General features: G+C 71.3%; 26 protein-coding genes and 1 tRNA gene. 12 read left to right on the top strand and 15 right to left on the bottom strand.

From position 1 onward, the window contains the following. Window positions 1-63: 63 nt before the first annotated feature. The 3 genes from ACH4S9_RS00590 to ACH4S9_RS00580 are packed head-to-tail and all read right to left on the bottom strand — an operon-like array spanning window position 64 to window position 2,179. Complete coding sequence (locus tag ACH4S9_RS00590; protein ID WP_311727344.1) at window positions 64-447, bottom strand: type II toxin-antitoxin system death-on-curing family toxin; 384 nt, start codon at window positions 445-447, stop codon at window positions 64-66. Continuing rightward, window positions 448-645: an Arc family DNA-binding protein gene (locus ACH4S9_RS00585; protein ID WP_311039883.1), complete on the bottom strand. Its 198-nt coding sequence runs from the start codon at window positions 643-645 to the stop codon at window positions 448-450. It abuts the gene before it with no gap. A 46-nt stretch (window positions 646-691) separates the two neighbouring features. Further along, entirely contained in the window at window positions 692-2,179 is a 1,488-nt protein-coding gene (locus tag ACH4S9_RS00580) for an MFS transporter (protein WP_398368927.1), read from the bottom strand. 300 nt (window positions 2,180-2,479) lie between these two features. Between ACH4S9_RS00580 and ACH4S9_RS00575 the strand changes: the two genes are divergently transcribed. Further along, window positions 2,480-3,031 carry a hypothetical protein gene (locus ACH4S9_RS00575; protein WP_398368925.1) on the top strand — a complete coding sequence of 184 codons (552 nt, stop codon included), beginning with the start codon at window positions 2,480-2,482 and terminating at the stop codon, window positions 3,029-3,031. A gap of 49 nt (window positions 3,032-3,080) precedes the next feature. Here ACH4S9_RS00575 and ACH4S9_RS00570 read toward each other — a convergent pair whose 3' ends face one another. From ACH4S9_RS00570 to ACH4S9_RS00560, 3 genes are all read right to left on the bottom strand, one after another. After that, window positions 3,081-4,232 carry a YeiH family protein gene (locus ACH4S9_RS00570; RefSeq protein WP_385340306.1) on the bottom strand — a complete coding sequence of 384 codons (1,152 nt, stop codon included), beginning with the start codon at window positions 4,230-4,232 and terminating at the stop codon, window positions 3,081-3,083. A 31-nt stretch (window positions 4,233-4,263) separates the two neighbouring features. Further along, a complete protein-coding gene (locus ACH4S9_RS00565; RefSeq protein WP_311727348.1) occupies window positions 4,264-4,836 on the bottom strand; it encodes a cysteine dioxygenase family protein in 573 nt (190 codons plus the stop codon). Between the two features lie 73 nt (window positions 4,837-4,909). Further along, window positions 4,910-5,815 (bottom strand): LysR family transcriptional regulator, encoded by a 906-nt coding sequence (locus ACH4S9_RS00560; protein WP_311727349.1) that lies wholly within the window; start codon window positions 5,813-5,815, stop codon window positions 4,910-4,912. A 131-nt stretch (window positions 5,816-5,946) separates the two neighbouring features. On the opposite strand from ACH4S9_RS00560, the gene ACH4S9_RS00555 reads away from it, so the two are divergent. Next, complete coding sequence (locus ACH4S9_RS00555) at window positions 5,947-6,255, top strand: Clp protease N-terminal domain-containing protein (protein ID WP_385340303.1); 309 nt, start codon at window positions 5,947-5,949, stop codon at window positions 6,253-6,255. Here the strand turns inward: ACH4S9_RS00555 and ACH4S9_RS00550 are convergent. Next, window positions 6,203-6,826, bottom strand: coding sequence for a TetR/AcrR family transcriptional regulator (locus ACH4S9_RS00550; RefSeq protein ID WP_398368922.1), 624 nt, complete (start codon window positions 6,824-6,826; stop codon window positions 6,203-6,205). The two genes, ACH4S9_RS00555 and ACH4S9_RS00550, sit on opposite strands and share 53 nt — an antisense overlap. Window positions 6,827-6,931: 105 nt before the next feature. Here ACH4S9_RS00550 and ACH4S9_RS00545 point away from each other — a divergent pair, with 105 nt between their 5' ends. The 5 genes from ACH4S9_RS00545 to ACH4S9_RS00525 all read left to right on the top strand — a co-directional run bounded on the left by ACH4S9_RS00545 (window position 6,932) and on the right by ACH4S9_RS00525 (window position 10,429). Beyond that, window positions 6,932-7,774 (top strand): SDR family NAD(P)-dependent oxidoreductase, encoded by an 843-nt coding sequence (locus ACH4S9_RS00545; protein WP_398368920.1) that lies wholly within the window; start codon window positions 6,932-6,934, stop codon window positions 7,772-7,774. A 25-nt stretch (window positions 7,775-7,799) separates the two neighbouring features. Further along, window positions 7,800-8,672 carry an alpha/beta fold hydrolase gene (locus tag ACH4S9_RS00540; RefSeq protein WP_398368918.1) on the top strand — a complete coding sequence of 291 codons (873 nt, stop codon included), beginning with the start codon at window positions 7,800-7,802 and terminating at the stop codon, window positions 8,670-8,672. Between the two features lie 111 nt (window positions 8,673-8,783). Further along, window positions 8,784-8,858, top strand: a tRNA-Cys gene (locus ACH4S9_RS00535). Beyond that, window positions 8,858-9,556 (top strand): SUMF1/EgtB/PvdO family nonheme iron enzyme, encoded by a 699-nt coding sequence (locus ACH4S9_RS00530; protein WP_358844563.1) that lies wholly within the window; start codon window positions 8,858-8,860, stop codon window positions 9,554-9,556. Before ACH4S9_RS00535 ends, ACH4S9_RS00530 begins: the two co-directional genes overlap by 1 nt. Before the next feature lie 75 nt (window positions 9,557-9,631). Then, window positions 9,632-10,429, top strand: a complete 798-nt coding sequence (locus ACH4S9_RS00525; RefSeq protein WP_311727354.1) for a polysaccharide deacetylase family protein — start codon at window positions 9,632-9,634, stop codon at window positions 10,427-10,429. A gap of 75 nt (window positions 10,430-10,504) precedes the next feature. Here ACH4S9_RS00525 and ACH4S9_RS00520 read toward each other — a convergent pair whose 3' ends face one another. From ACH4S9_RS00520 to ACH4S9_RS00505, 4 genes are all read right to left on the bottom strand, one after another. Then, on the bottom strand, window positions 10,505-10,798 hold the full coding sequence (locus ACH4S9_RS00520) for a DUF4193 domain-containing protein (RefSeq protein WP_311727355.1): 294 nt from the start codon (window positions 10,796-10,798) through the stop codon (window positions 10,505-10,507). A 32-nt stretch (window positions 10,799-10,830) separates the two neighbouring features. Then, window positions 10,831-12,942: a HelD family protein gene (locus tag ACH4S9_RS00515; RefSeq protein WP_398368915.1), complete on the bottom strand. Its 2,112-nt coding sequence runs from the start codon at window positions 12,940-12,942 to the stop codon at window positions 10,831-10,833. Between the two features lie 100 nt (window positions 12,943-13,042). Further along, on the bottom strand, window positions 13,043-13,717 hold the full coding sequence (locus tag ACH4S9_RS00510) for an L-2-amino-thiazoline-4-carboxylic acid hydrolase (protein WP_398368913.1): 675 nt from the start codon (window positions 13,715-13,717) through the stop codon (window positions 13,043-13,045). Window positions 13,718-13,900: 183 nt separating this feature from the next. Beyond that, entirely contained in the window at window positions 13,901-14,497 is a 597-nt protein-coding gene (locus tag ACH4S9_RS00505; protein ID WP_311727358.1) for a TetR family transcriptional regulator, read from the bottom strand. A 76-nt stretch (window positions 14,498-14,573) separates the two neighbouring features. Here ACH4S9_RS00505 and ACH4S9_RS00500 point away from each other — a divergent pair, with 76 nt between their 5' ends. Further along, window positions 14,574-15,383 carry a class I SAM-dependent methyltransferase gene (locus ACH4S9_RS00500; RefSeq protein ID WP_311727359.1) on the top strand — a complete coding sequence of 270 codons (810 nt, stop codon included), beginning with the start codon at window positions 14,574-14,576 and terminating at the stop codon, window positions 15,381-15,383. A gap of 37 nt (window positions 15,384-15,420) precedes the next feature. Here the strand turns inward: ACH4S9_RS00500 and ACH4S9_RS00495 are convergent, their stop codons facing one another. Together ACH4S9_RS00495 and ACH4S9_RS00490 are read right to left on the bottom strand one after the other, a co-directional pair. Continuing rightward, entirely contained in the window at window positions 15,421-15,615 is a 195-nt protein-coding gene (locus tag ACH4S9_RS00495; RefSeq protein ID WP_311727360.1) for a hypothetical protein, read from the bottom strand. Window positions 15,616-15,698: 83 nt separating this feature from the next. Beyond that, window positions 15,699-16,346 carry a nitroreductase family protein gene (locus ACH4S9_RS00490; protein ID WP_311727361.1) on the bottom strand — a complete coding sequence of 216 codons (648 nt, stop codon included), beginning with the start codon at window positions 16,344-16,346 and terminating at the stop codon, window positions 15,699-15,701. A 135-nt stretch (window positions 16,347-16,481) separates the two neighbouring features. Between ACH4S9_RS00490 and ACH4S9_RS00485 the strand changes: the two genes are divergently transcribed. Beyond that, window positions 16,482-16,952: a MarR family winged helix-turn-helix transcriptional regulator gene (locus ACH4S9_RS00485; RefSeq protein ID WP_311727362.1), complete on the top strand. Its 471-nt coding sequence runs from the start codon at window positions 16,482-16,484 to the stop codon at window positions 16,950-16,952. Beyond that, window positions 16,949-17,911, top strand: a complete 963-nt coding sequence (locus ACH4S9_RS00480) for a tetratricopeptide repeat protein (RefSeq protein WP_385340289.1) — start codon at window positions 16,949-16,951, stop codon at window positions 17,909-17,911. Before ACH4S9_RS00485 ends, ACH4S9_RS00480 begins: the two co-directional genes overlap by 4 nt. Here the strand turns inward: ACH4S9_RS00480 and ACH4S9_RS00475 are convergent. Both ACH4S9_RS00475 and ACH4S9_RS00470 read right to left on the bottom strand, forming a co-directional pair. Beyond that, complete coding sequence (locus ACH4S9_RS00475; RefSeq protein WP_311727364.1) at window positions 17,889-18,074, bottom strand: DUF397 domain-containing protein; 186 nt, start codon at window positions 18,072-18,074, stop codon at window positions 17,889-17,891. The genes ACH4S9_RS00480 and ACH4S9_RS00475 overlap by 23 nt on opposite strands. Then, a complete protein-coding gene (locus ACH4S9_RS00470) occupies window positions 18,071-18,901 on the bottom strand; it encodes a helix-turn-helix transcriptional regulator (protein ID WP_311727365.1) in 831 nt (276 codons plus the stop codon). The genes ACH4S9_RS00475 and ACH4S9_RS00470 overlap by 4 nt, the downstream gene beginning before the upstream one ends. A gap of 167 nt (window positions 18,902-19,068) precedes the next feature. Between ACH4S9_RS00470 and ACH4S9_RS00465 the strand changes: the two genes are divergently transcribed. Both ACH4S9_RS00465 and ACH4S9_RS00460 read left to right on the top strand, forming a co-directional pair. Next, window positions 19,069-19,518 (top strand): ATP-binding protein, encoded by a 450-nt coding sequence (locus tag ACH4S9_RS00465; protein WP_398368909.1) that lies wholly within the window; start codon window positions 19,069-19,071, stop codon window positions 19,516-19,518. Window positions 19,519-19,867: 349 nt separating this feature from the next. Continuing rightward, window positions 19,868-20,818, top strand: coding sequence for a helix-turn-helix domain-containing protein (locus tag ACH4S9_RS00460; RefSeq protein ID WP_385340283.1), 951 nt, complete (start codon window positions 19,868-19,870; stop codon window positions 20,816-20,818). Window positions 20,819-20,884: the final 66 nt, after the last annotated feature.

Below are 20,884 nucleotides of genomic sequence, written 5' to 3'. Positions count from 1 at the left end.
TACCGGTGCCGTCCTTCACACTTGGGGGCTACGCCCCGGGTCCACCCGGAGGTGGGATTCAGCTCACATCGCCGCGTGCAGCGCGCGCAGTCCGGCCGCGATGTCGTCGACGTCCTCGATCGCACCCGAGGCCACGCCGACGACAAGCTTGTACGCCTCGTCCTGGTCGACGTCGAGCATCTCCGTGCCGTTGATGTCAAGGAAGACGACCGTGGACATCCACGCCATCCGCTTGTTGCCGTCCACCAACGGGTGGTTGACAGCGAGCGACTGAAGCAGCGCGGCCGCCTTCTCGAACAGGTCGGTGTACGCCTCTATGCCGAACATCTGCGACTGCGGGCGGTGCACCGCCGAGCTCAGCAACCCCAGGTCACGCACGGCGACCTGCTGCCCCCCACAGGCGATTTCCGCCAGGTCCAGCACTTCCTGGACCGTCAGGTACTTCACTTACTCCCCCAGCCTCCGCAGCAGGTCCGCATGGCGTGCCGCGTACTTCGCCCCCAGGCGCCGGACGGATTCCCGGTCAGCCTCTTGCTCCAGATACCGGTCAATCGCCTGAAGCACTATGGCGTGCATGCTGCGGCCCTCCTCTTCGGCCCGCTGCTTGAGCGCCTCTTGCTGGTCGTCGCGCAGACGGAGATTCATTGCCATACCAGAACGGTACCACTTCTGGGGCCAAAGTGGTACCAGGCTATTGCGCGGCGGGCCGCAGCCGCGTCGTCACCACCGCTCCCAGCAGGGCCACCGCCGCCATTGCGACGAACACCGCCGCGAACGCCCCCGCGTGCCCCGTCCCCGTCGTGGCGGACGCGGCGGCCGTGTGGTCCGCGGCGGCCACCGAGCCGCCGCCGAAACCCACGAACAGGACCCCGCTCAGCCCCACCAGCGTGATGTTGCCGAGCGCGTCGGAGACCTGGAGGGAGGCGGAGTTGCTGCCCGCCTCCTTGGGGCCGGAGAGCTTGAGGAGCAGCACGCTGCCGCTGGAGATGACCAGCCCCATCCCGTAGCCGCCGAGCACCCACGCCACCGCGACCAGCCACGCCGGGACGGAGTCGGCGAGCACCAGCGGGACCAGGGCGATGGATGTGGCGATCAGCACCATGCCACCCGCCATCAGCCGCTCGCGGTAGGGCTCCAGGCGCGGGCGGCTCTGGGTGTACGAGCCGAGGGCCCAGGTCAGGCCGCCGCCGGTGAGCGAGAGTCCGGCCGCGGTGGCGGACAGGCCGCGCTCGGTGACCAGCATCAGCGGAATGAAGCTCTCCGCACCGAGGAAGGCGCCCGCCGCGATGCCGCGCAGCAGCACCACGGACGGCAGCCCGCGGGCGGCCCGGAAGGTGCCCCGGGGCAGCAGCCGCAGGATGCACGGGACGAGCAGCGCCAGGCCCGCCGCGGCGGGGATCAGGGAGACCCAGGCCAGGTCCTGGCCCGCGTACTGGAGCAGCCCCGCGCCGGACGCGACCGCGAGGGCGAGGAGGATGCGGCGGCGGTTCATGGCCGGGGAGCGGTCGCCCCGCTCCACCTTGCGCAGGGCGGGGAGCATCACGGCGAGCGGCAGCAGTATCAGCACCGGGATGGACAGGAAGACCCAGCGCCACCCGACCCGCTCGGTGACCGTCCCGGCGATCAGCGGGCCGATGATCACCGGCAGCACCCAGGCGGCGGAGAAGGACGCCAGCACGGCGGGCTGGAGCCGCTGTGGATAGGCTCGGCCGACCAGGACGTACAGCGAGACGATCACCAGTCCGCCGCCGATCCCCTGCACCCCGCGCCCGCCCACGAACATCCACATCTCGCTCGCCGACCCGGACACCACAAGACCGGCCCCGAAGGCCGCGATCCCGGCGAACAGCGGGACGAGCGGCCCCCGGCGGTCGCACCACTCCCCCGACAGCGCCATCGCGAACAGGCTCGCGGTGAAGTACGCGGAGAAGGCGTACGCGTACAGCTCGACCCCGTCGAGGGCGCGGGCCGCGACCGGCATCGCCGTGTTGACCGCGCTCGCCTCGAAGGCGATCAGGGAGACGACGGACACAATGCCGAGGGTGAGGGCGCGGTAGCGCTTGCCGAGCACGGAGCCCCCGCCGTCGGCTTCGGCTTGGGCTTGGGCACTGGTTCCGGCTGGTACGGAGGGGCTGTCCGCGACGTCGGTGTCGCGGTCGCACGGGTCGATAGCGGTCATTACGCCAGCGTAAGAGGCGTTTCCAAGGGACACACCTGGCGCGGGACGGAGATGCGGTCGGCCCTCGGTCCTAGGCTCGGCAACCCGCCGCGATCATCGTCACAGATTGGAAACCGGACACCCAGGATTCGGTAAGCCCCATCGGCCCGCCATGCCCACGCTCATAGACTTTCGGCCAGATCGTCACACCGCCTTTTTCGCGACGCCCGACCTCAGCCTCACTCCATGCCTGGTCGCGGACGTCCAGGCCCGCACCACGGGGGAATTGTGTCTTCTATCCGCCCAGTTTTCGCCACTGCCATGCTTGTCGCCGCGGCACTCACCCTCACCGCCTGCAACGGCGGCAGCAGCGGCAGCTCGCACTCCTCGAGGAGCCACTCCGCGAAGAAATCCGGCAAGACGAAGAACGGGAAGCACATCAAGAGGATCAAGAAGAGCGGCAAGACGAGCAACAGCGGCTGCTCGACGAGCACCAACGGCCGCAAGGTGATCTGGGTCAACAACGTCGAAGGCGCGATGAACAACATCATCGCCAAGAACGCCAAGCGGCGCTGCAACACGACGTCGCAGCGGGGCGCGTACCAGGCGGTCGGGGCGCTGCACACCTACTCCGTCGCCTCGGGCGGCTCCAAGGTGACGATCATCAGCAGGAAGGACTCCGCGCAGAAGGCCCTCACCGCCCAGAACGGCGGCATCGCGCACATCAAGACCTGTGCGGACCCGAAGGGCAGGCAGTACGACGGCGGGCAGGCGAAGGCGGACGCCGGCGACTGCTGGGGCCTGAACTTCTACGAGGTCAAGGTCGACTCCAACGGCAAGATCACGGAGATGACCGAGATCTACGCGTCGTGAGGCGGCCCGGGGGTTCAATGCCCCGCCCCCGCGGCCTTCTCGTGAAGCGCTACGTCGTCAGCAATACGCCGCCGTAGCCGACCCCCGCGACCACCACCCACGCGCACAGCCCGAGCGCCGCCACGCGCCCGCCCGTACGGGCCAGCGAGGGCAGGTGCACCGCGCTGCCGAGGCCGAAGAGGGCGGCGGCGAGCAGCAGTTCCTGGGTGGTCGCGGCGGTGTCGAGCGCGGCGGACGGCAGCCGATCCGTACTGCGCAGGGCGACCATGGCCAGGAAGCCGAGGACGAACAGCGGCACCAGGGGTGGCCGCCGCGCGCGGCCGGTGCCTTGTCCGACGTCCTCACCCTGCTCCTGGGCCGCCTGGGCCCGCCGGGCCCGTACCGAGACGGCCACCGCCGCGACGAGCGGCGCGAGCAGCGCCACCCGCATCAGCTTCACCAGCACCGCCTCGCCGAGCGCGGACGGCCCGGCCGTCTGCGCGGCGGCCACGACCTGCCCCACGTCGTGCACGCTCGCCCCGACCCACCGGCCGAACTGCGCGTCGCCCAGCCCCAGCGGGTGCTGGAGCAGCGGCAGTACGGCGATGGCCAGCGTGCCGCACAGCGTCACCAGCGCCACGGACGTCGCGACGTCGCGCTCGTCACTGTCCGACACCTCGCTGACAGCGCCGATCGCGGACGCGCCGCAGATGGAATAGCCGGTGGCGATCAGCAGCGGCTGATCGCCCCGCAGGCCGATCCGGCGGCCGAGCCACCACGTGCCGAAGAAGGTGGCCGCGACCACCGCGCACACCATCGCCACGCTCGCCCAGCCGAGGCCCAGCACGTCGTCCAGGCTGAGCTTGAGCCCGAGCAGCACCACGCCGAGGCGCATCAGCCGCTTCCCGGCGAACGACAGCCCGGCCCGCCCGGCGCCCCGTACGAGCCCGCGCGCGCCCGGCAGATGCGCGGCGAGGATGCCCAGCACGACGGCGAAGGTCAGCATCGGCACCCCTGGCAGCGCCAGATGCGCCGCCCAAGCAGCCCCCACCCCGAGCCCGCCGAGCCCGAACCCGGGCAAGAGGGCACGAATCCGCCCCGCGCGGCGGGGCGCCGAGGGCGCGGCTGCCACGACCGGGGCCGGGGCGCCCAGGTCGGGGGCGCCCGGCGAACCGCCCGGCGAACCGCCCCGCGAACCGCCGCGCGCGTCCGTCAGCGCCATGGCCCGGCCCACCCGCGTCGGCCGCGCGGCCTCACAGCGCCTCGCCCTTCGGGGGCGCGTACACGCGCCGGACGCTGCTGCCCAGCCGCCCGACATCCGCGCCGTACACGTGGAGGGAGATCGCCGCGCCCGCGCCCGCGTTCCACACCCTGTGGATATCTCCCGGCGGCGCGAACCCGGCCACCGAGCCCTGCGGGTTGGTCACCTCCGCCACCGCGACCAGGCGGGAGCCGGCGCCGTCGGGGACGAGGTGGTAGCGGCGCTCGCGCTCCTGGCCCTCGTGGACACCGGCCACACACCACGAGACGTGGTCGTGGATGGCGGTGTGCTGGCCGGGCAGCCAGACGAGGGCGACGACGGAGAAGCTGCCGTCGGGCTCGGCGTGCAGCAGGTGCTGGCGGTAGCTCGCGGGGTCGCCCCGCCGCTGCTCCGCGGTGAGCAGGTCGGGCGCGCCGAGGTGGGGCGCGAGGCGCTCGGCCACCAGATGTGCCGTCAGCTCCGGCGCCAGGCCGCGCCCGACGGCCTCGCGCACCTCGTCGACGAACGCGCCGGCGCGCGGGGTGCGGCGGATGGCGGGCGGCGCGGGGGCGGTCGGAGTGGTCATGGGCGCAGCGTCCTGCCGCCCGATCCATCACGTCCAACGACGGTTTCTTCGCAAACCTCAACCTCTGCTTATATCAGCAGCCGACCCGGTTCGCCGCCACCGCCTTCAGCTCCTCCAGCACCACCTCCGTGGCCGGCACCCGCAGGTGCTCCCGCAGCACGTACGCCGAGACATGGCGGCGCGAGGCGGGCTCCAGGGCGCGGCCGGTGACCTTCTGGTGGCAGAGGAAGGAGAGGACGAGGCCGGGCATCATCGCGACGCCGAGCCCGGCCGCGACCATGCTCTGGATGACCAGGTTGTCGTCCGTCGTGAAGGCGATGTCGGGGGCGAACCCCTGCTCCGCGCACTCGTGCAGAAAGTTGGCGCGGCAGCGCAGACAGCCCGCGATCCACCGCTCCCCGCTCAGGTCGGCGAGTTTGACGGCCCGCCGCCGGGCCAGCGGGTGGCCGGTGGGCAGCAGCACCGTCAGCTGGTCCTCGAGCAGCGGGATCTCGACCAGTTCGGGAGGGACCTCCTCGCGCAGGCCGGGGTAGGTGAACGCGAGCGTGATGTCGCACTCGCCGCGCGCCACCCGCCCCAGCGACTCCGGCGGCTCGCCTTCGAGCAGTTCCACGCGCACCCCGGGGTGCGCGGCGGCGAGCCGGGCCATCGCCTCGGGTATGAGCGTGGCGTTGGCGCTGGGGAAGGCGCAGACGCGCACCCGGCCGGTGCGCAGCCGGGTGATGGCGTTCAGCTGCTGCCGGGCGGCGGAGATGGAGTCGAGGATGACGTCGGCGTGGCGGGACAGGGTCTCCCCGGCCTCGGTGAGCCGCATACCGCGCCCGACGCGGACGAAGAGCGGGCTGCCGACGTCCCGCTCGAGCGCCTTCATCTGCTGGGTGATCGCCGGTTGCGTATAGCCGAGGGCGCGGGCGGCCGCGGAGTACGAGCCGGCGCGGATCACCTCGCGGAAGGTCCTGATGTGCCGGGAATCGAACACGCTCGAATCATAAGCGGAATTTGGGTCCCGCGGACATCTCCGCTCCCCTGCTTTTGGATCTTCCATCAACGCAAGCGCGCCTTGACAACCTCGAATTGTCAATGGCCTGGCCGACGACCTGGTCGAGGACTATGTCGAGCACTGCCGGATGCACGGCCGCTCTGCACCGGACCGTCGGGGACCGGCTGAGCACGGGGGCGTCGCAGGCGGCCGAGCGGATCGCCTGGACCCCGTACTCCCGCAAGGCCATCGCCCTCGCGGAGGAGCAGGCCGAGGAGGCGGGCTCGGCGCACATCGACTGCGACCATCTGCTCCTCGGCCTGGCCCGGATCGGCCGCGGAGTGGCCGCGGCGGTGCTCGACGAGGCGGGCCTGGACGCGGACACCCTCAGGGAAGCGGCGGCTGCCCCGCCGGCCGGGCGCGCAGTCCGTCGAGGATGATCGCCAAGTAGCGCCGCCACAGCGCGGAAGACCCTGACTCCGGAAGGGCCATCACAGCGTCGATCATCGCCGTGATCGGCGCGATATCGGCCGCGGTGACACCCTCGCGCAGCGCGCCCTGCGCGCGGGCCCGGTCGATCAGGCTCTCGCAGTGCCCGGCGATCTCCTGCCGGGCGCGCGCGAACCCCTCGCCCCCGAACTCCCCGCGGCGCATCAGCTCGCGCAGCCCGCGGTTGTGCGCGGCCCGCCCCAGCGCCCCCTCCAGAAATCCGGCCAGGGCGGCGAAGGCGTCGTCCCGAGCCAGGGCCGCGCGCGCCATCTCCGCGATCTCGTCGAGTTCGCCGGTGAAGACGGCCACCGCGAGCGTCTCCTTGTCGGGGAACTTGCGGTAGACGGTGCCGACGCCGAGCCCGGCGTGGTGAGCCACGTCATTGAGGGTGGCCTGGAGCCCCCGGGCGGCGAAGACCTCCCGCGCGGCCTGCATGATGCGCCGCCGGTTGAGCTCGGCGTCCCGCCGCGGCCGGCGCGCTCCCGCCCCGACAGGGGCCTCGCCCCTCGTTTCCTTCTCCATAGCGGATACAGCATATCCGCTTCGTGATACGGTCCCGTCACGCGAGTAAGCGGATACGCCATATCCGGATAGCTGAGCCGGTGCGCCTACGAAGGGAAGCTGGGCATGCGAACGGTCGTCATCACCGGGGGGACGGACGGGCTCGGCAAGGGGCTCGCCCTGCACTATCTGCGCGAAGGCGCGCGGGTCATCGCGGTCGGCAGCACCCCGGCCAAGGGCGAAGCGTTCCTCTCGGAGGCAGCGGACAGCAACCGCGCCACCTTCCTGCGCGCCGACCTGACCTCCGTACGGGCGGCCATGGACCTCATCGCCACGCTCGAGGACATCTGTCCCACCGTGGACAAGCTGATCCTGTGCGCCCAGCGCTACCGCCTCTTCGGCCCCCGCACCACCACCCACGAGGGGTTCGAGCACAGCTTCGCGCTCGCGTACCTCAGCCGCCACGTCCTCAGCCACGGCCTGCGCAAGCTCCTGGAGCCCGCGCCATGGCCGGTCGTCATGAACGTCGGCACCCCCGGCGTCCCCCTGGGCCGGATCCACTGGGACGACCCGCAACTGGCCCGCCGCTACAGCGGAACCAAGGCCACCCTCCAGTCCTTCCGCGCCAACGACCTGCTCGGTGTGGCCTTCGCCGCGCTGTACCCCGACACCCCGATCCGCTACATCGGCTACAACCCGGGCGTCGTGTCGACCGGAATGCCGGCCCACCTCCCCCGGCCGATCCGCCCTGTGGCGAAGGCGTCCTTCGCCGTCTTCGCCACCTCCGTCACCAAAGCCGTCGTCCCGATGACCGACCTCCTGGACGACCCACCCGGCGATCCCTTCACCGCCTACCGCGCCAAGCGCCGACTGGCTCTGTCCGGCCCCGCGTTCGACCGGGACGCGGCGCTGCGACTGCACCACATGACGCGGGATCTGCTCGACGCGGCGGCGCCCGGGCCGTCGTGACCCGGGAATCGGGCAAGCTGGATCAATGCCCCACTACACCTCGTACGACGACGCCGAACTCGCCTACCGCGTCCTTGAGGCCCGTACCGGCGACGGAGCCGCCCGGCCGCCGCTGATCTGCCTGGCCGGCGGGCCGGGGCGGGACGCCGCGTATCTGGGCGACCTCGGCGGGCTGGACAGCCACCGCGCCCTGATCATCCCCGACAGCCGGGGCACCGGCGGCTCCCCGCCCGCCGCCGAGCCGAGCGGCTACTCCTTCCCCGGCCTGGCGGAGGACCTCGAAGCGCTCCGCGCCCACCTGGGGCTCGAACGGTTCGCGCTCCTCGCCCACGACGCGGCCGCCGCGACGGCCCAGGCCTACGCCGCGGCCCACCCCGAGCGGCTGACGCACCTGGTCCTGGCCTGCCCCGGCGCGCGGATGCAGGGCGAACTCCCCCAGGACGCCCGCGAGATCTTCGAGGCGCGCGCCACCGAGCCGTGGTGGCCCGACGCCTATGTCGCGGTCCAACTGCTGCCCGACACCACCGACATGGACGAGGTGCGTCAGCTGCTGCTCCAGGCCGCCCCCATGGCGTACGGCCGCTGGGACGAGCCCCAGCGCGCACACGCCGCGAGCGAGGGCGAGCAGTTGGGGCCGGTGCCGCGCGCGGGCTTCTGGCAGGGCGTGGACGAGGCGGCGCGGCGGGCGGTGCTGGTGCGGCTGCGGGAGGTGCCGTGCCCGGTGCTGGTGGTGACCGGGGACCGGGACGCGGTGACCGGCATGCGCGCCGGTGAGCTGGTCGCGGAGTCCTTCCCGCACGGGCGGGTGCGGCCGCTGCACGGGGTCGGGCACTACCCGTGGGTCGACGAGCCGGAGCTGTTCCGCCCGGTGGTCGAGGAGTTCCTCGATGCTCCTTGAGGGCCGCGCGGGCCGTTCATGAACGCCGTATGTCAGTCGCGTGGCAGCGCCCGCCACGCCGTTGTGGGGCCCCGGGCCCGCCCCTATCGTCGAGGACACGAGCACGACATTGGCCGTGTGCCCGAGTGGTTTAGGGGCTCGCCTGCAAAGCGAGTTACGTGGGTTCGATTCCCGCCACGGCCTCCATGGATCTGAACCTGAATCTGAACCTGCACATGATCACGAACATGGTGGAGATCCCCGCCGGGGAGATCGTCCTGCGGGACGAGGGAACCAGGACGGACTGGACCGCCGAGGTCCCCGCCTTCCGGCTGGCGCCGCATCCCGTGACCCGCGAGCTGTACCGCGCCGTACGGGGCGAGGCGCCCGCGAGTGCGGCGGGGCCGCGGACGCCGGTGACCGAGGTCTCCTGGACGGACGCGATCCGGTTCTGCAACCTCCTCTCGGAGGTGAGCGGGCTCACCCCCTGCTACTCGCTGGGCGACGAGAGGGACCCCGACGCCCAGGACGTGCGCTGCGACTGGGCGGCCGACGGCTACCGCCTCCCGTCCGAGGCGGAGTGGGAGTACGCCTGCCGGGCCGGGGACCCCGGCGTGCGCTACGGCGAGCTGGACGAGATCGCCTGGTATCGCGGGAACTCCGGCGACCGGGTGCGCGATGTGGCGACCAGGGCGCCCAACGCGTGGGGCCTCCACGACACGATCGGCAATGTGTGGGAGTGGTGCTGGGACCTGTACGACCCCGGCGTCTACGGCCCGTACCGGGTCTTCCGTGGCGGAGGGGCGTACGACCCGCCCCGCGGGTGCCGGGCGTCGTGCCGCCGCAAGAGCCATCCGACGCTGCGCATCGACGACCTCGGATTCCGGCTCGCCCGATCGCTGTGATGTCGCGGAGGTCGCTGCCTGATCGCTTTTTGGTCACGGCGCGAACCTTTGCGCTGGTGGCAACGTCTACACCGTGTGTATAGACGTAAAAACATATCAACGGACCGGAAGCGCATAGCCAAGCCGATAGCCGGGCTCCTGGCGGCCGCCTCCCTCACGCTCGCCCTCGGCGGCTGCGGTGCCTCGTACGACAGCACCGCGCCGAGCAGCGTCCGCGAGCGTGCCTCGGTCGACGGGAAAGAGGTCAAGGCCGGGGCCGTCGACTGCTCCAAGGCCAAGTGCGTCGCGCTCACCTTCGACGCCGGGCCCAGCGAGAACACCCCCCGCCTGCTGGACATCCTGAAGAAGGAGAACGCCCACGCGACCTTCTTCATGCTCGGCAAGAAGCATGTCGTCAAGTACCCCGACCTGGTGCGCCGCATCGCGGCGGAGGGCCATGAACTGGCCAACCACACCTGGACGCACAAGATCCTGACCAAGGCGGACGACGACGAGGTGCGTGACGAGATCACCCGCACCCAGGACGCCATCTCCAAGATCACCGGCTCCAAGGAGCCCCTGCTGATGCGCCCGCCACAGGGCCGCACCGACGAGCGCGTCACCAAGATCTGCCGCGAACTCGGCATCGCCCAGGTGCTGTGGAGCGTCACCGCGAAGGACTACCAGACGACCGACTCCGCGCTCATCACCAAGCGGGTGCTCGACCAGGTGGACCGCGACGGCATCATCCTGCTGCACGACATCTACAAGGGCACCGTGCCCGCCGTCCCGGGAATCCTCGACGGGCTCAAGAAGCGCGGCTACACGGTCGTCACCGTCTCCGAGCTGATGGCCCCGGCCAAGCCCGAGGCGGGCAAGATCTACAAGCCCTGAGCCCCGGCCGGAAGGGTGGCGGCTCGCCCCCGGCTATGGCCGCCTCCCCTTCCCCCCTCGGTCTCAGTCTCAGACTCAGTCGCAGTCGCGGCAGATCGGCGCGCCGTTCCGCTCGCCGGCCAGCCGGGTGCGGTGGTGCACCAGGAAGCAGCTCATGCAGGTGAACTCGTCCTGCTGCTTCGGCAGCACCCGGACGGCCAGCTCCTCGCCCGAGAGGTCGGCGCCCGGCAGCACCAGGCCCTCGGCGGCATCGAACTCGTCGACGTCGACCGCCGAGGCCGACGAGTCGTTCCGCCGGGCCTTGAGCTCCTCGATACTGTCGGCCTCGGCCTCTTCGGTCTTGCGTGGGTTGTCGTAATCGGTTGCCATTTCGCTCTCTTCTATGGGTAGTGCTTTGTGGTTCACACGGGCCGGATGGCGATCGTGCAAAGCCGCTTGGTGGCCCGGGTGAGGGCCACGTACAGGTCCCGCTCTCCCCCGGGGCGGGCCGCGGTGATCTCCTCCGGCCCCACGACGACGACCGCGTCGAACTCCAGGCCGCGCGCCTCCGACGCCGGAACGAGGCGCGCCCCCGTCTCGGTTCCCACGGCCGTCAGCTCGTCCAGCCTGGTGTCCGCGCAGATCAGCCCGAGCAGTTCGTCCGGGTGCGCCGCGGCCTGGGCCCGGAGCTCCTCGGCGACGGTGGCGGCGAGCGCGGGCGGTGGCGCGGTGCGGGTACGGGGTGCCTCGCCACGGCGGATCGACCGGCTCGGCGTCTGGCCGGGGGCGATCCGCGCCAGCAGGTGCCGGGTGGTGGCCAGGATCTCCTCCGTGGTGCGGTAGCTGACGGTCAGGGTATGCAGGGTGAACCGCGCGCCGACATGCGGGGTCAGCGCCTGCTCCCAGTCGCGCGCCGTCGACACCGGGCCCGCCTGGGCAAAGTCTCCCACCAGTGTCATCGATCTGGCCGGACACCTGCGTACGACCATCCTCCACTGCATGGCGGTCAGCTCCTGCGCCTCATCGACGACGACATGCCCGTACGTCCGCTCCGGCGGTCCTTCGAGCAGGCTCGCCGCCTCGTCCAGCAGCGGCACGTCGGCGTCGGTCCACGGCTGGCCGTCGGCGTTTGAAGTGTGCAGCAGCCGGGACCGCTCGTCGTCGGCGCACTCGCCGAGCACCTGCCGCAGGAGGGCCCGTACGAGCTGGCCGGGCGCGAGCCGCGGCCACAGCGACTCCACGGCGCGGTCGAAGTGGGCATCGTCCAGGAGGTTCGCCCGGACGGCGGCCGCGTCGAACTCGCCGGCCGGCTCCCCGGCCGGTGCGTCGTCCAGGCCGAGCCGGCGCAGGTCGGCCGCGGCGGCCTTGTCGAGGTCGAGGCCGGTGAGCTGCGCCACCTCGGCATCGATGCGCTCCATGGTCTCGGCCGCGCTGCGCTCCAGCTCGTCCGTGACGGCGTCGGCCAACAGCTCCTTGAACACCTGGCGCCCGGGGTTGTGCCCCAGTCCGGCCGCCACGGCCGCGTCGCGCGCCCTCGCGACGTCCGCGTCCGCCAGGCGGACCCACTCCTGCCCCACGCGCACGGTGAAGTCACCGCCCGGAGCCTGCCGGGCGCGCACGAGGGCCGCCAGCCCGTCGGCCATCGCGGAACCGCCCTTGAGGCGGGCCGTGTCGAGCGGCTCCACGGCGCTGGGCACGACGTCGGCTCCGGCCAGCTCCTGGGATGTGGCGAGGACGACATCGTTCTCGCCGAGTGAGGGCAGGACCTGGGAGATGTAGTCCAGGAACCGCGCGTTCGGCCCGAGCACCAGGACGCCGCGCTCAGCGGCGCGCGGAAACGCGTACAGCACATACGCCGCCCGGTGCAGCGCCACCACCGTCTTGCCGGTGCCGGGGCCGCCCTGCACCACCGTCACCCCCCGGTGCGGGGACCGGACGATGTCGTCCTGCTCCGCCTGGAGCGTCGCGACCGCCGTCCGCATCCTGCCGGTACGCCGCGCCCGCAGCGCCTCCGTCAGCGGGCCGTCGCCCACGACGTCGTCGGCGGTGGGCTCGGAGCCGTCCAGCAGCTCGTCGCTCACCGCGGCCACCGCGCGGCCCTCCAGGCGCAGATGACGGCGGCGCCGCAGGCCCATCGGGTGGATCGGCGTCGCCTCGTAGAAGGCCCGAGCCGCGTGTGCGCGCCAGTCCACGAGCAGCGGCAGGTCGTCCTCGCCGGTGTCCGTGCCCGCGTCCGTGTCCGGGTGCAGGCCGAGGCGGCCGATGCGCAGCGCGGTGCCGTCCGCCCCGTCGATCCGGCCGAAGACCAGCCCCTCATCGGCCCCCTCCAGCCGCCTCACCTCCCGCGCCAGCCGCGCGGCGGCGACCTCGCGCTCGTACACCTCGCCCGCACTGTCGGCCGGTGCCTTCAGCACCTCCGCCAGCTGCGCCTGCGCCTCGGCGATCCGCTTGTCGATCAGTTCGTACAGGGCGGACACATGGGTTTGCTCGGACTCGACCTGGCGCCGCACGGCGGTGTCGATGGCCTGCGACAACACAGGGCTCCTCTCGGGGATTCAGCCGCACCACTATGCGGTTGAATCCCCGAGATAGTAAGTCTTGACTTACTTGGGCCGATCAGCCCCCGGGCACCCCCTACGGCGCCGTGCGGGTGAAGTGGAACGGGCAGTGGGAGCCGCCCAGGCCGATCGTGGTGTCGCGCTCGAAGCGGAACCCATGCCGATCCGGGTCGATCGCCTCGATCCAGTTCCCGTCGAACGCGCACATGACGGGTGTCAGCTCCGAAGCGGAATTCGCCTTGAGCACGTCGTGATAGAAGCACCGGTGAACGTCCAGCAGATATCGCCGGTCGTCATCGGCAGTGCGCCGGAACGTGAAGGTCTTCCCGAAGGCGTACTTCTCACGGGCCCTCGACACGTCCACCATCGCCCGGAACGGATCCGGCGCGACGTCCAGCATGGCCCGGGTGCTCGCGTGAACCGCGTCGCCGAGCGGCTCGACCAGCGCGTCCCGCACCGCGCGGACGGCGGCATCGCTGCCCAGGTGCGGGAGCAGTTCCTCGTACGCCGCGATCACCGCCACGGTGATGCGGAGGTTGTACAGCGAGGGCTCGTCGACGACCATGTGCGCGTTCTCCGCCTCCAGCTCCGCGTGCTGCTCGCGCATCGCGGAGATGAGGCTCTCGGGAAGCTCCTGCTGCCGCAGCCTCGCCGAGATGTGGTCGAAGAATCCGGCGATGAGCATCGCCGTATCGCGCTCGGGATCGGGAACGTAGTCGCCGTCGGTCATTTCGAAGTGGTCGGTGGTCACGAATGGTCCTTTTCGGGACGGGCTCGGTCCCGAGTACGACCTGACAAACGCACAGGGCGGAGCCGGGCCGTGCTCGCGACGAGCGAGCACGCCGACGCGCTCCACCGACCAACCTGGCGTCGACGAACCTCATGGATTCTGTCGCCGCGATCGTCGCACAGGCGCGGCCGACGTGTCGAACGTTCAGGCAGTCGCCCGGTGTTGCCCGGCGATGACCGTGACCACGACCTTGCGGACGGCGTCGGCCTCGGGCGGGGTGCCCTTCCGGTCGGCGAACAGCAGATGCGCGGCCCCGATCAGCGTGGGGGCGAGCGTGTCGACGTCCGCGTCCGCCGCCACACGGCCCAGGTCGCGCTCGGCGGCGAGGTAGCCGGCGACCATGGCGGCGGCCTCGGTCAGCAACGGGATCCCGGTCGGCCTGGCCTCGCGCAGCCGGGCACGCAGGTCGTCGCGGGAGATGACGAGGCCGACGACGGCCACCGCGACCGACCCGAACAGCTCCATCAGCGCGCGGGTGAGGTTGTCGACGACGGTGCCGGTCCCGGCGGACTCGCGCAGGGCCGCGGCCTGGTGATCGAGCCGGGCGATGCGGTCGAGCACGAGTTCGGCGAGGAAGGCGTCGAAGTCGGCGAAGTGCCGGTGCAGGACCCCCTTGGCACAGCCCGCCTCCGTGGTGACCGCCCGGCTGGTCAGCGCGCTGGGCCCGTCCCGGAGCAGGACGCGCTCGGCGGCGCCGAACAGCTGCTCGCGCGCATCGCGCAGAGCGACTCCCGTCGGCATCCTCCGCACCTCCTCCTCGCCTCGGTGGGACTGTACCCGGTTGACGAGTGGGCGACCGCCCACTCATAGTGGGCACATGCCCACTCATGATTCACCACGCGAGCCCCATCACGCCCGCGAGATGGCGGAGTCATTCGGCTCGGACGCCGAACGCTACGACCGGGCCCGGCCCCGCTACCCCGACGCCATGGTGGAAGCGATCACCGCCGCAAGCCCCGGACCCGACGTCCTCGACGTCGGCGTCGGAACCGGCATCGCGGCCCGCCAGTTCCAGGCGGCCGGCTGCACGGTGCTGGGCGTCGACGTGGACGCCCGCATGGCGGAGTTCGCCCGCCGCGACGGCGAGCTCGATGTCGAGGTGGCGGCCTTCGAGGCCTGGGACCCGGCCGGCCGGACCTTCGACGCGGTCATCGCCGCCCAGACCTGGCACTGGATCGACCCGGTCGCCGGAGCGGCCAAGGCGGCCGAGGTGCTGCGGCCCGGCGGCCAACTGGCCGTGTTCTGGAACGTATTCCAGCCCTCGCCCGACATCGCGGAAGCCTTCGCCGAGGTCTACCGCCGGGTCCTGCCCGAATCACCCCGCAACCCCTGGGCGAAGCCCGCGCTCGACCCCTACTCGACGCTGTTCACCAGGGCGGTCGACGGGATACGGCAGACGGGCGCGTTCGGCGAGCCGGAGCAGCGGCGGTTCGACTGGGAGCGCGCCTACACCCGGGAGGAGTGGCTGGATCAGCTCCGTACCGGCGGCGACGCGGGCCAGATGCCACCGGGCAGGCTGGAGGAACTGCTGACCGGCACCGCGGCCGCGATCGACGCGATGGGCGGCGGCTTCACGATGCGGTACGCAGCGGTGGTGGTCACCGCGGCGCGAACCGGCGCCGCCTGACCCGGCTTACGGCCCGGCGCCGGTCCCTCGCGTGCCCCTACTCGTCGCCTGAGTTCTCGCTCTGGCTCCGGCTCCGGTCTTTACGCCCCGCCTTGCGCACCAACTCGCCCGCCGCCAGAGTCGTGGCTGCCGCCGCGCGCACCCAGCGCGGGCCGCCCCGCGCCGCCCACACGACGCAGACACACCCTCCGACGGCGAGTACGACGATGCCGGACAAAACGAGCACGGTCATGCCCATGCCCCCTCCCTCTCCTGTGGTCCGCGAATCCTCCCAGTCCGCGATGGGGACCCGCCACGGTCTGGGGGTCTGTTCGCTCACCACCGTTGCCAGTGCAGGACCTGCTCCCGTGGAATGCGGGGCGCGGGCTTGAAGTCCGTGCCGATGGTGAAGGCCAGCGGGATGAACGCCGCCAGCATGACCTGCTCGTACGGCACTCCGAGCACCTGAGCCAGCTCGCGTTCGAGCGGCCCCTGCGCCGTGGTCCACACCGTGCCCAGGCCACGCGCCCGGGCGGCCAGCATGAAGCTCCACACCGCGGGCAGGATCGACCCCCACGCCCCCGCCTGCACGGCCACCGGGGCGCGGTCGGTCCGTCCCTCCACACCAGGGATGACGAACGCGGGCACCCGGTGGATGTTGTCGGCCAGGTGACGCAGACCGTCGAAGACCCGCTCGGTGGAGCGCGCGTGATAGTTCATCCGCCACATGTCGCGCTCGGTCAGCGGCTGCCCGGTGGTCAGAGGCAGGGCACGCAGGAAGATGTCGGCCACCGCCCGCCGCTGCTCCGGCTCGGTGACGACGAGGAAGTGCCAGCGCTGCCGATTGCGCCCGGTGGGCGCCTGCACGGCCAGGTCCACGCACTCCTCGATCAGGGCCCGGGGCACCGGGCGGGTGAGGTCCAGGCGCTTGCGTACCGCGCGGGTCGTGCTCAGCAGCTCATCAGGGGTGAGATCCAGCGTCATGACGCGCCTCCATCTGGATGCAAACAATTGACGGGCAGACGATCTGGACCGTATGACCGCCAATCATCTGCTGTCAAACAATCTTCGGGGAGATTAAGCTGCTGTAGCCTGAGGGATCACCGGAAGAGGAGAGCGATGGCGACCACGAACAGAGCGGCCGACCCCGCCCGGCCCGTGTACTTCGCGCAACTCGCCGCCGAGCGGCTGGACATCGCGCTGTGCCGGGCCTCGGCCGCCGTGGCCCGCGCCGCCGACGCGCACGCCGCCGGGGAGGGGCTCGGAGTCGGGCAACACCTCGTGCTCCAGATGCTCGACGCCGTCGGCCCGTGCTCCCAGCAGGCACTCAGCGAGGAACTGCGGATCGACCGCAGCGTCATGGTCAGCATCTGCGACGACCTGGAGCAGTCGGGCCACATCCGCAGGGAGCGCAACCCCCGCGACCGGCGCTCCTACGCCGTCACCATCACCGACTCGGGCCGCCGACGGCTCGCCGAGGCCCAGGCCTCGATCCCCGCATTCCTGGAGGACACCTTCCGCGCCCTCACCCCCGACGAGCGCGGCCAGCTGAGCGCGATCCTCGGCAAACTCCTCCGTGCAGCTTCATGACGGATGACGAGGAGGCGACGAGCACGCTGCTGATCAAGGCCAGTTCGCTGCTCCGCGACAGCAACGAGCGGCTGATGGACGACGCGGAGACGGACGCTGTCCCGCGCCTGCTTCAGGAGGCGTCCCACTGCTACGACACGGTCGCGCGGAAGCTGAGCGCCGACGACGCGGAGACCGCCGCCACCGTCGCGGTCGGACGCTCGGCCGTGGCGGCGCTGGCCCTACAGCAGTGCGCCCTCGACGAACTGAACTGCGACTGGTCATGGGAGGACGAGAGCGACGGTCCGTACCTGGGCCATATGCAGGAGTTCGACGACGACGGCATCAGCGAGCCACTCGTCGCGGGGGCAATCGAGGCGGCGCGCGCGGCCCTGGACGCCGATCCCGGCGACCCGCTGGTGCCCCTCCACCTGGGCCACGCCCTGTGCTGGTCCGGCGACCGGGACGGCGCGGTCGCCGCGTACGCAGAGGCGCTGCGGCGCGACCCGGAAGACCACGTCGCGCGCGACAGGCTCACCGAGCTGGGCGAAGAGGTGCCCGAGGAAGATGATTTCGACGGCACCGGGTCCCCGGACCGCTACGCCTTCGCCTTGGTCCGTGCAGAGGCCAGGAACGCGAGCTGGGGATGGTCTTCCATCGCGCTCGCTTCCAGCGCGGCCGTCGCCGCGCGTCGCGACGCCGACGGGGTCCTCAGCAGCCTTGCCGACGCGGATCTCACCCGAGAAGAGCTTGCCGAGATGCTGAGGCTGACCCTCGAAATCCACCGCCCGGGCCAGCCCGTCACCCGCTTCGACCTCATTGACCACGTCCCGGACGAGCCCCGTAGCGGCTCATTCCTCATCGACTGGCCGGCCATCCCGGAGGGCGAGCCCTTGGACCCGCCCCTTCCGCCGGGTCGGCCCGTCCGGATCGACGGCCAGACCTGCTTCTACGGCGTCAGCGACGGCCCGCGTAGGTGAGGAAGGCGGTCCAGGCGGCGGGGGTGACAGCGAGTTGGGGGCCGTGGGGGTGCTTGGAGTCGCGGACGCGGATGGTGTCGGGGGTGCGGGCGACCTCGACGCACTCGGGGCCGTCGTTGCTGCTGTAGCTACTCTTGGTCCACTCGGAGGGCTTGAGGGTCATTTCGTCTCTCCCCGCAGTTTCTCGATGAAGGCCAGAGACTCACGTGGCGTGAGCGCCTGAGCCCGGATGATCCCATACCGCATCTCAAGGATCTGGACCTCCTTAGGATTGGAGATCAGGCGGTTGGACAACTGGGCTTCCCAGTGGCCCACCGTCGTACCGTCCCTGAGCTTCAGCAGTTGGAGCTGTCCGCCCATCCCGGCATGGTCCTCGCGATCCGTTGGCATCACCTGGATCTGCACGTGCCTCAACTGGCCAAGTTCCAATAGGTGTTCGAGCTGGCGTCGCAGCACCATTCTGCCCCCGAGCGGGCGCCGTAGCGTCACCTCTTCTTGCACGAATGTCAGCATGGGCGCGGGGCGTTGCTCGAAAATCTCTTGCCGGGCGAGACGAGCCGCCACGTGGCGCTCGATCTCGTCCTCTGAGTACGTCGGCCGCCGCATGTCAAACAGTGCGCGCGTGTACTCCTCCGTCTGCAACAGCCCATGCATGTTGTGGTTGCCGTAAGCGCCCAGCTCTCCGGCCTCAACTTCCAGCTTCGCCAGATCCCGAACCTTCTTCGGATACCGCGCCTCCGCGACGTCCTTCTTCATCGCCGCGATCTTGCCGCCCGCCCCCACCACTTCATCCGTCTTGTCCAGGAACTCCGGCCGGGGAATCCGCCGCGCCCGCTCGACGGCCGAAACCAACTCCTCCCCGTAACCGATCGCCGCCCCCAACTCCACCTGCTTCATCCCCGCCGCCTCACGCCACAGCTTGATCTGGCGGCCGACGGCCCTCAGCACCGCACCGCTGTCGTCCTCTTCGAATCCCTGGACCTCGCTCATGATCTGCCACCTCCGACGTGTCCGTGCCCAACGTCGCCCGACCAGCGCCCGTCACGGCGTACGGGCCGGACAAGCGCCGGACCGCAGCCGGAGCACCACCGGACGGTCACCGCCCGTATTGGCGTCGCTACTTTTCAGCCTAGACGCACACGACCACGCTGAGTGACATGAGTCGACATTTCACTCGAACAGACACTTCCGTTTCCGTGCAGCCGCCCACCGCCCGCCACTTCACCGTCCTGCTCTCCGCCACCCGCAAGGGCGCCCGCCTGGCCCGCCTCCTCGCCACGGAACGACTCCGCTCGTGGGGGCTGCCGCACGAAACAGCGGCACTCGTCATCGCCGAACTGGCCGCGAACGCCGCGCTGCACGGCCGCGTGCCGGGCCGGAACTTCCGCCTCACGCTGTCCGTCGCGGCCAACGGCCCGACGGCGACGCTGCGTATCGAGGTACGGGACCCGCGCACGGAACAGCTACCGACCGTCCGCCGACGCGGGGAGACCGGCGGTGAGTCGGGGCATGGGCTGCTGCTCGTGGAGGAGTTGGCGGACCGCTGGGGTGCGGTGCCCGAGCTGATCTGCACGACGGTCTGGGCCGAGCTCACTCTCCCCCTCTGAGCCCCGCCTCACCGGAGGCCGGAAACGCCGACTCCGGTGCTGCGGGCGCTGGTGAGGCGGGCGATCAAAGACAAAGAACCTTAAGAAAGAACCCACCCAACCCAACCAAACCCCGCACCCGTCACCCAGATAGGTGAATCCGCCCAACTCGACTGGCGTATCAGCCGATTGGCGAGGCAGGCTCGGTCTTGACAACCCCAGACATGCGACGGCCCCCGGCCGGGAGTGGCTTCCCGATCGAGGGCCTGACCACCGAGGAAGAAGAGGCTTCCTGATGGCTGAACAGCAGCTTAGCGCGCCTCCGCGTGCCCGTTTCCTGGTTCGTCGATCCGCCAGCGGAGTTACCTCAGTGAGTGAATACCAGCCTGCCCAATACACGATCATCGGCCACCATCTCTCCCAGCACCACGACCTCTCCCTGACCGCGATCGGCCTCGGCACGCACATCTTGTCGCTGCCCGATGGCTCGCCGGTGGACATCCTGACGCTCGCCGAGAAGTTCCCGGAGGGCCGGGCTAAGATCGCCGCCGCGCTGCGGGAGTTGGAGGCGCACGGGTACATCGAGCGCGTCCGTGAGCGCACGCCCCAAGGGCAGTTCATCACCCGGACGTTCTCGTACAACTTCCCCGAGGCCACCCGCGCCCGCCGCGAACGCGAGGCACAGGCCGCGCGTCTCGCTCCCCTACGGGCCGTACCGTCGCTGCAGAAGTCACCGAAGCCGAAGACCAGCGACTCCCCGTCCGGCACCAGCAGCCGCACCGACGCCAGCACCGGCGCCGCTCCCGACGCCGACCCTGACCCGGCCCCCGTCCCGGCCTCTGACGCCAACACGGCCGTAGACGTAGATCCCACGCCGCAGCCTCACCCCGACCGCGTACCACCGCCGCCCCTCCCCCAGCCCGCCGCGCCCGCGCCCGAGCGCACCCGCACCGCAGCCGCCCTGCTCGCCACGCTGCGCCGCGACGACGACCGGTTACTGCTCTCCGAGCGCGACGTACACCGCCTCGCCCCGGCCGTGGCCGCCTGGTTGGAGCGCGGCGCCACCCCCGACGCCGTACGCCGCACCCTGGCCACCGGCCTCCCGCCGGACCTGCGCCACCCCGCCGCCCTGCTCGCCCACCGCCTCACCGCGCTGCTCCCGCCACCTCTCCCAGCGGACCAGCCGGCCGAGCCCGCACAGCGCCCGCCAGTCGTCCCCCTCCAGAACTGCGACGGCTGCGACCGCGCCTTCCGCGCCCCCAGCCCCGGCTGCTGCCGCGACTGCCGAGAGGCGAACGAGGCCCCGGCCGTCGCCGCGTAGACGCCCCTCCTCAGGAGATCCCATTGCCAGCCGCCCAGACCGGTACCGACAACGAAGCTCTCGCTG

It is taken from the genome of Streptomyces sp. NPDC021225 (genome assembly GCF_044332865.1).
Classification (GTDB): Bacteria; Actinomycetota; Actinomycetes; order Streptomycetales; family Streptomycetaceae; genus Streptomyces.
Note: the sequence above shows the minus strand (reverse complement) of the source record. Positions and strands in the feature narration are given on the sequence as shown.

Excerpts from the sequence above, each read along its gene's own strand:
- ACH4S9_RS00480 (WP_385340289.1), top strand. The coding sequence starts at position 16,949 with ATGACGGATGACGAGGAGGCGACGAGCACGCTGCTGATCAAGGCCAGT.
- ACH4S9_RS00565 (WP_311727348.1), bottom strand. The coding sequence starts at position 4,836 with ATGACCACTCCGACCGCCCCCGCGCCGCCCGCCATCCGCCGCACCCCG.
- ACH4S9_RS00495 (WP_311727360.1), bottom strand. The coding sequence starts at position 15,615 with ATGACCGTGCTCGTTTTGTCCGGCATCGTCGTACTCGCCGTCGGAGGG.
- ACH4S9_RS00470 (WP_311727365.1), bottom strand. The coding sequence starts at position 18,901 with ATGAGCGAGGTCCAGGGATTCGAAGAGGACGACAGCGGTGCGGTGCTG.
- ACH4S9_RS00555 (WP_385340303.1), top strand. The coding sequence starts at position 5,947 with ATGTCGAGCACTGCCGGATGCACGGCCGCTCTGCACCGGACCGTCGGG.
- ACH4S9_RS00475 (WP_311727364.1), bottom strand. The coding sequence starts at position 18,074 with ATGACCCTCAAGCCCTCCGAGTGGACCAAGAGTAGCTACAGCAGCAAC.
- ACH4S9_RS00490 (WP_311727361.1), bottom strand. The coding sequence starts at position 16,346 with ATGACGCTGGATCTCACCCCTGATGAGCTGCTGAGCACGACCCGCGCG.
- ACH4S9_RS00505 (WP_311727358.1), bottom strand. The coding sequence starts at position 14,497 with ATGCCGACGGGAGTCGCTCTGCGCGATGCGCGCGAGCAGCTGTTCGGC.
- ACH4S9_RS00485 (WP_311727362.1), top strand. The coding sequence starts at position 16,482 with ATGGCGACCACGAACAGAGCGGCCGACCCCGCCCGGCCCGTGTACTTC.
- ACH4S9_RS00575 (WP_398368925.1), top strand. The coding sequence starts at position 2,480 with ATGCTTGTCGCCGCGGCACTCACCCTCACCGCCTGCAACGGCGGCAGC.
- ACH4S9_RS00570 (WP_385340306.1), bottom strand. The coding sequence starts at position 4,232 with ATGGCGCTGACGGACGCGCGCGGCGGTTCGCGGGGCGGTTCGCCGGGC.
- ACH4S9_RS00585 (WP_311039883.1), bottom strand. The coding sequence starts at position 645 with ATGAATCTCCGTCTGCGCGACGACCAGCAAGAGGCGCTCAAGCAGCGG.
- ACH4S9_RS00520 (WP_311727355.1), bottom strand. The coding sequence starts at position 10,798 with ATGGCAACCGATTACGACAACCCACGCAAGACCGAAGAGGCCGAGGCC.
- ACH4S9_RS00545 (WP_398368920.1), top strand. The coding sequence starts at position 6,932 with ATGCGAACGGTCGTCATCACCGGGGGGACGGACGGGCTCGGCAAGGGG.
- ACH4S9_RS00500 (WP_311727359.1), top strand. The coding sequence starts at position 14,574 with ATGCCCACTCATGATTCACCACGCGAGCCCCATCACGCCCGCGAGATG.
- ACH4S9_RS00550 (WP_398368922.1), bottom strand. The coding sequence starts at position 6,826 with ATGGAGAAGGAAACGAGGGGCGAGGCCCCTGTCGGGGCGGGAGCGCGC.
- ACH4S9_RS00580 (WP_398368927.1), bottom strand. The coding sequence starts at position 2,179 with ATGACCGCTATCGACCCGTGCGACCGCGACACCGACGTCGCGGACAGC.
- ACH4S9_RS00465 (WP_398368909.1), top strand. The coding sequence starts at position 19,069 with ATGAGTCGACATTTCACTCGAACAGACACTTCCGTTTCCGTGCAGCCG.
- ACH4S9_RS00530 (WP_358844563.1), top strand. The coding sequence starts at position 8,858 with ATGGATCTGAACCTGAATCTGAACCTGCACATGATCACGAACATGGTG.
- ACH4S9_RS00540 (WP_398368918.1), top strand. The coding sequence starts at position 7,800 with ATGCCCCACTACACCTCGTACGACGACGCCGAACTCGCCTACCGCGTC.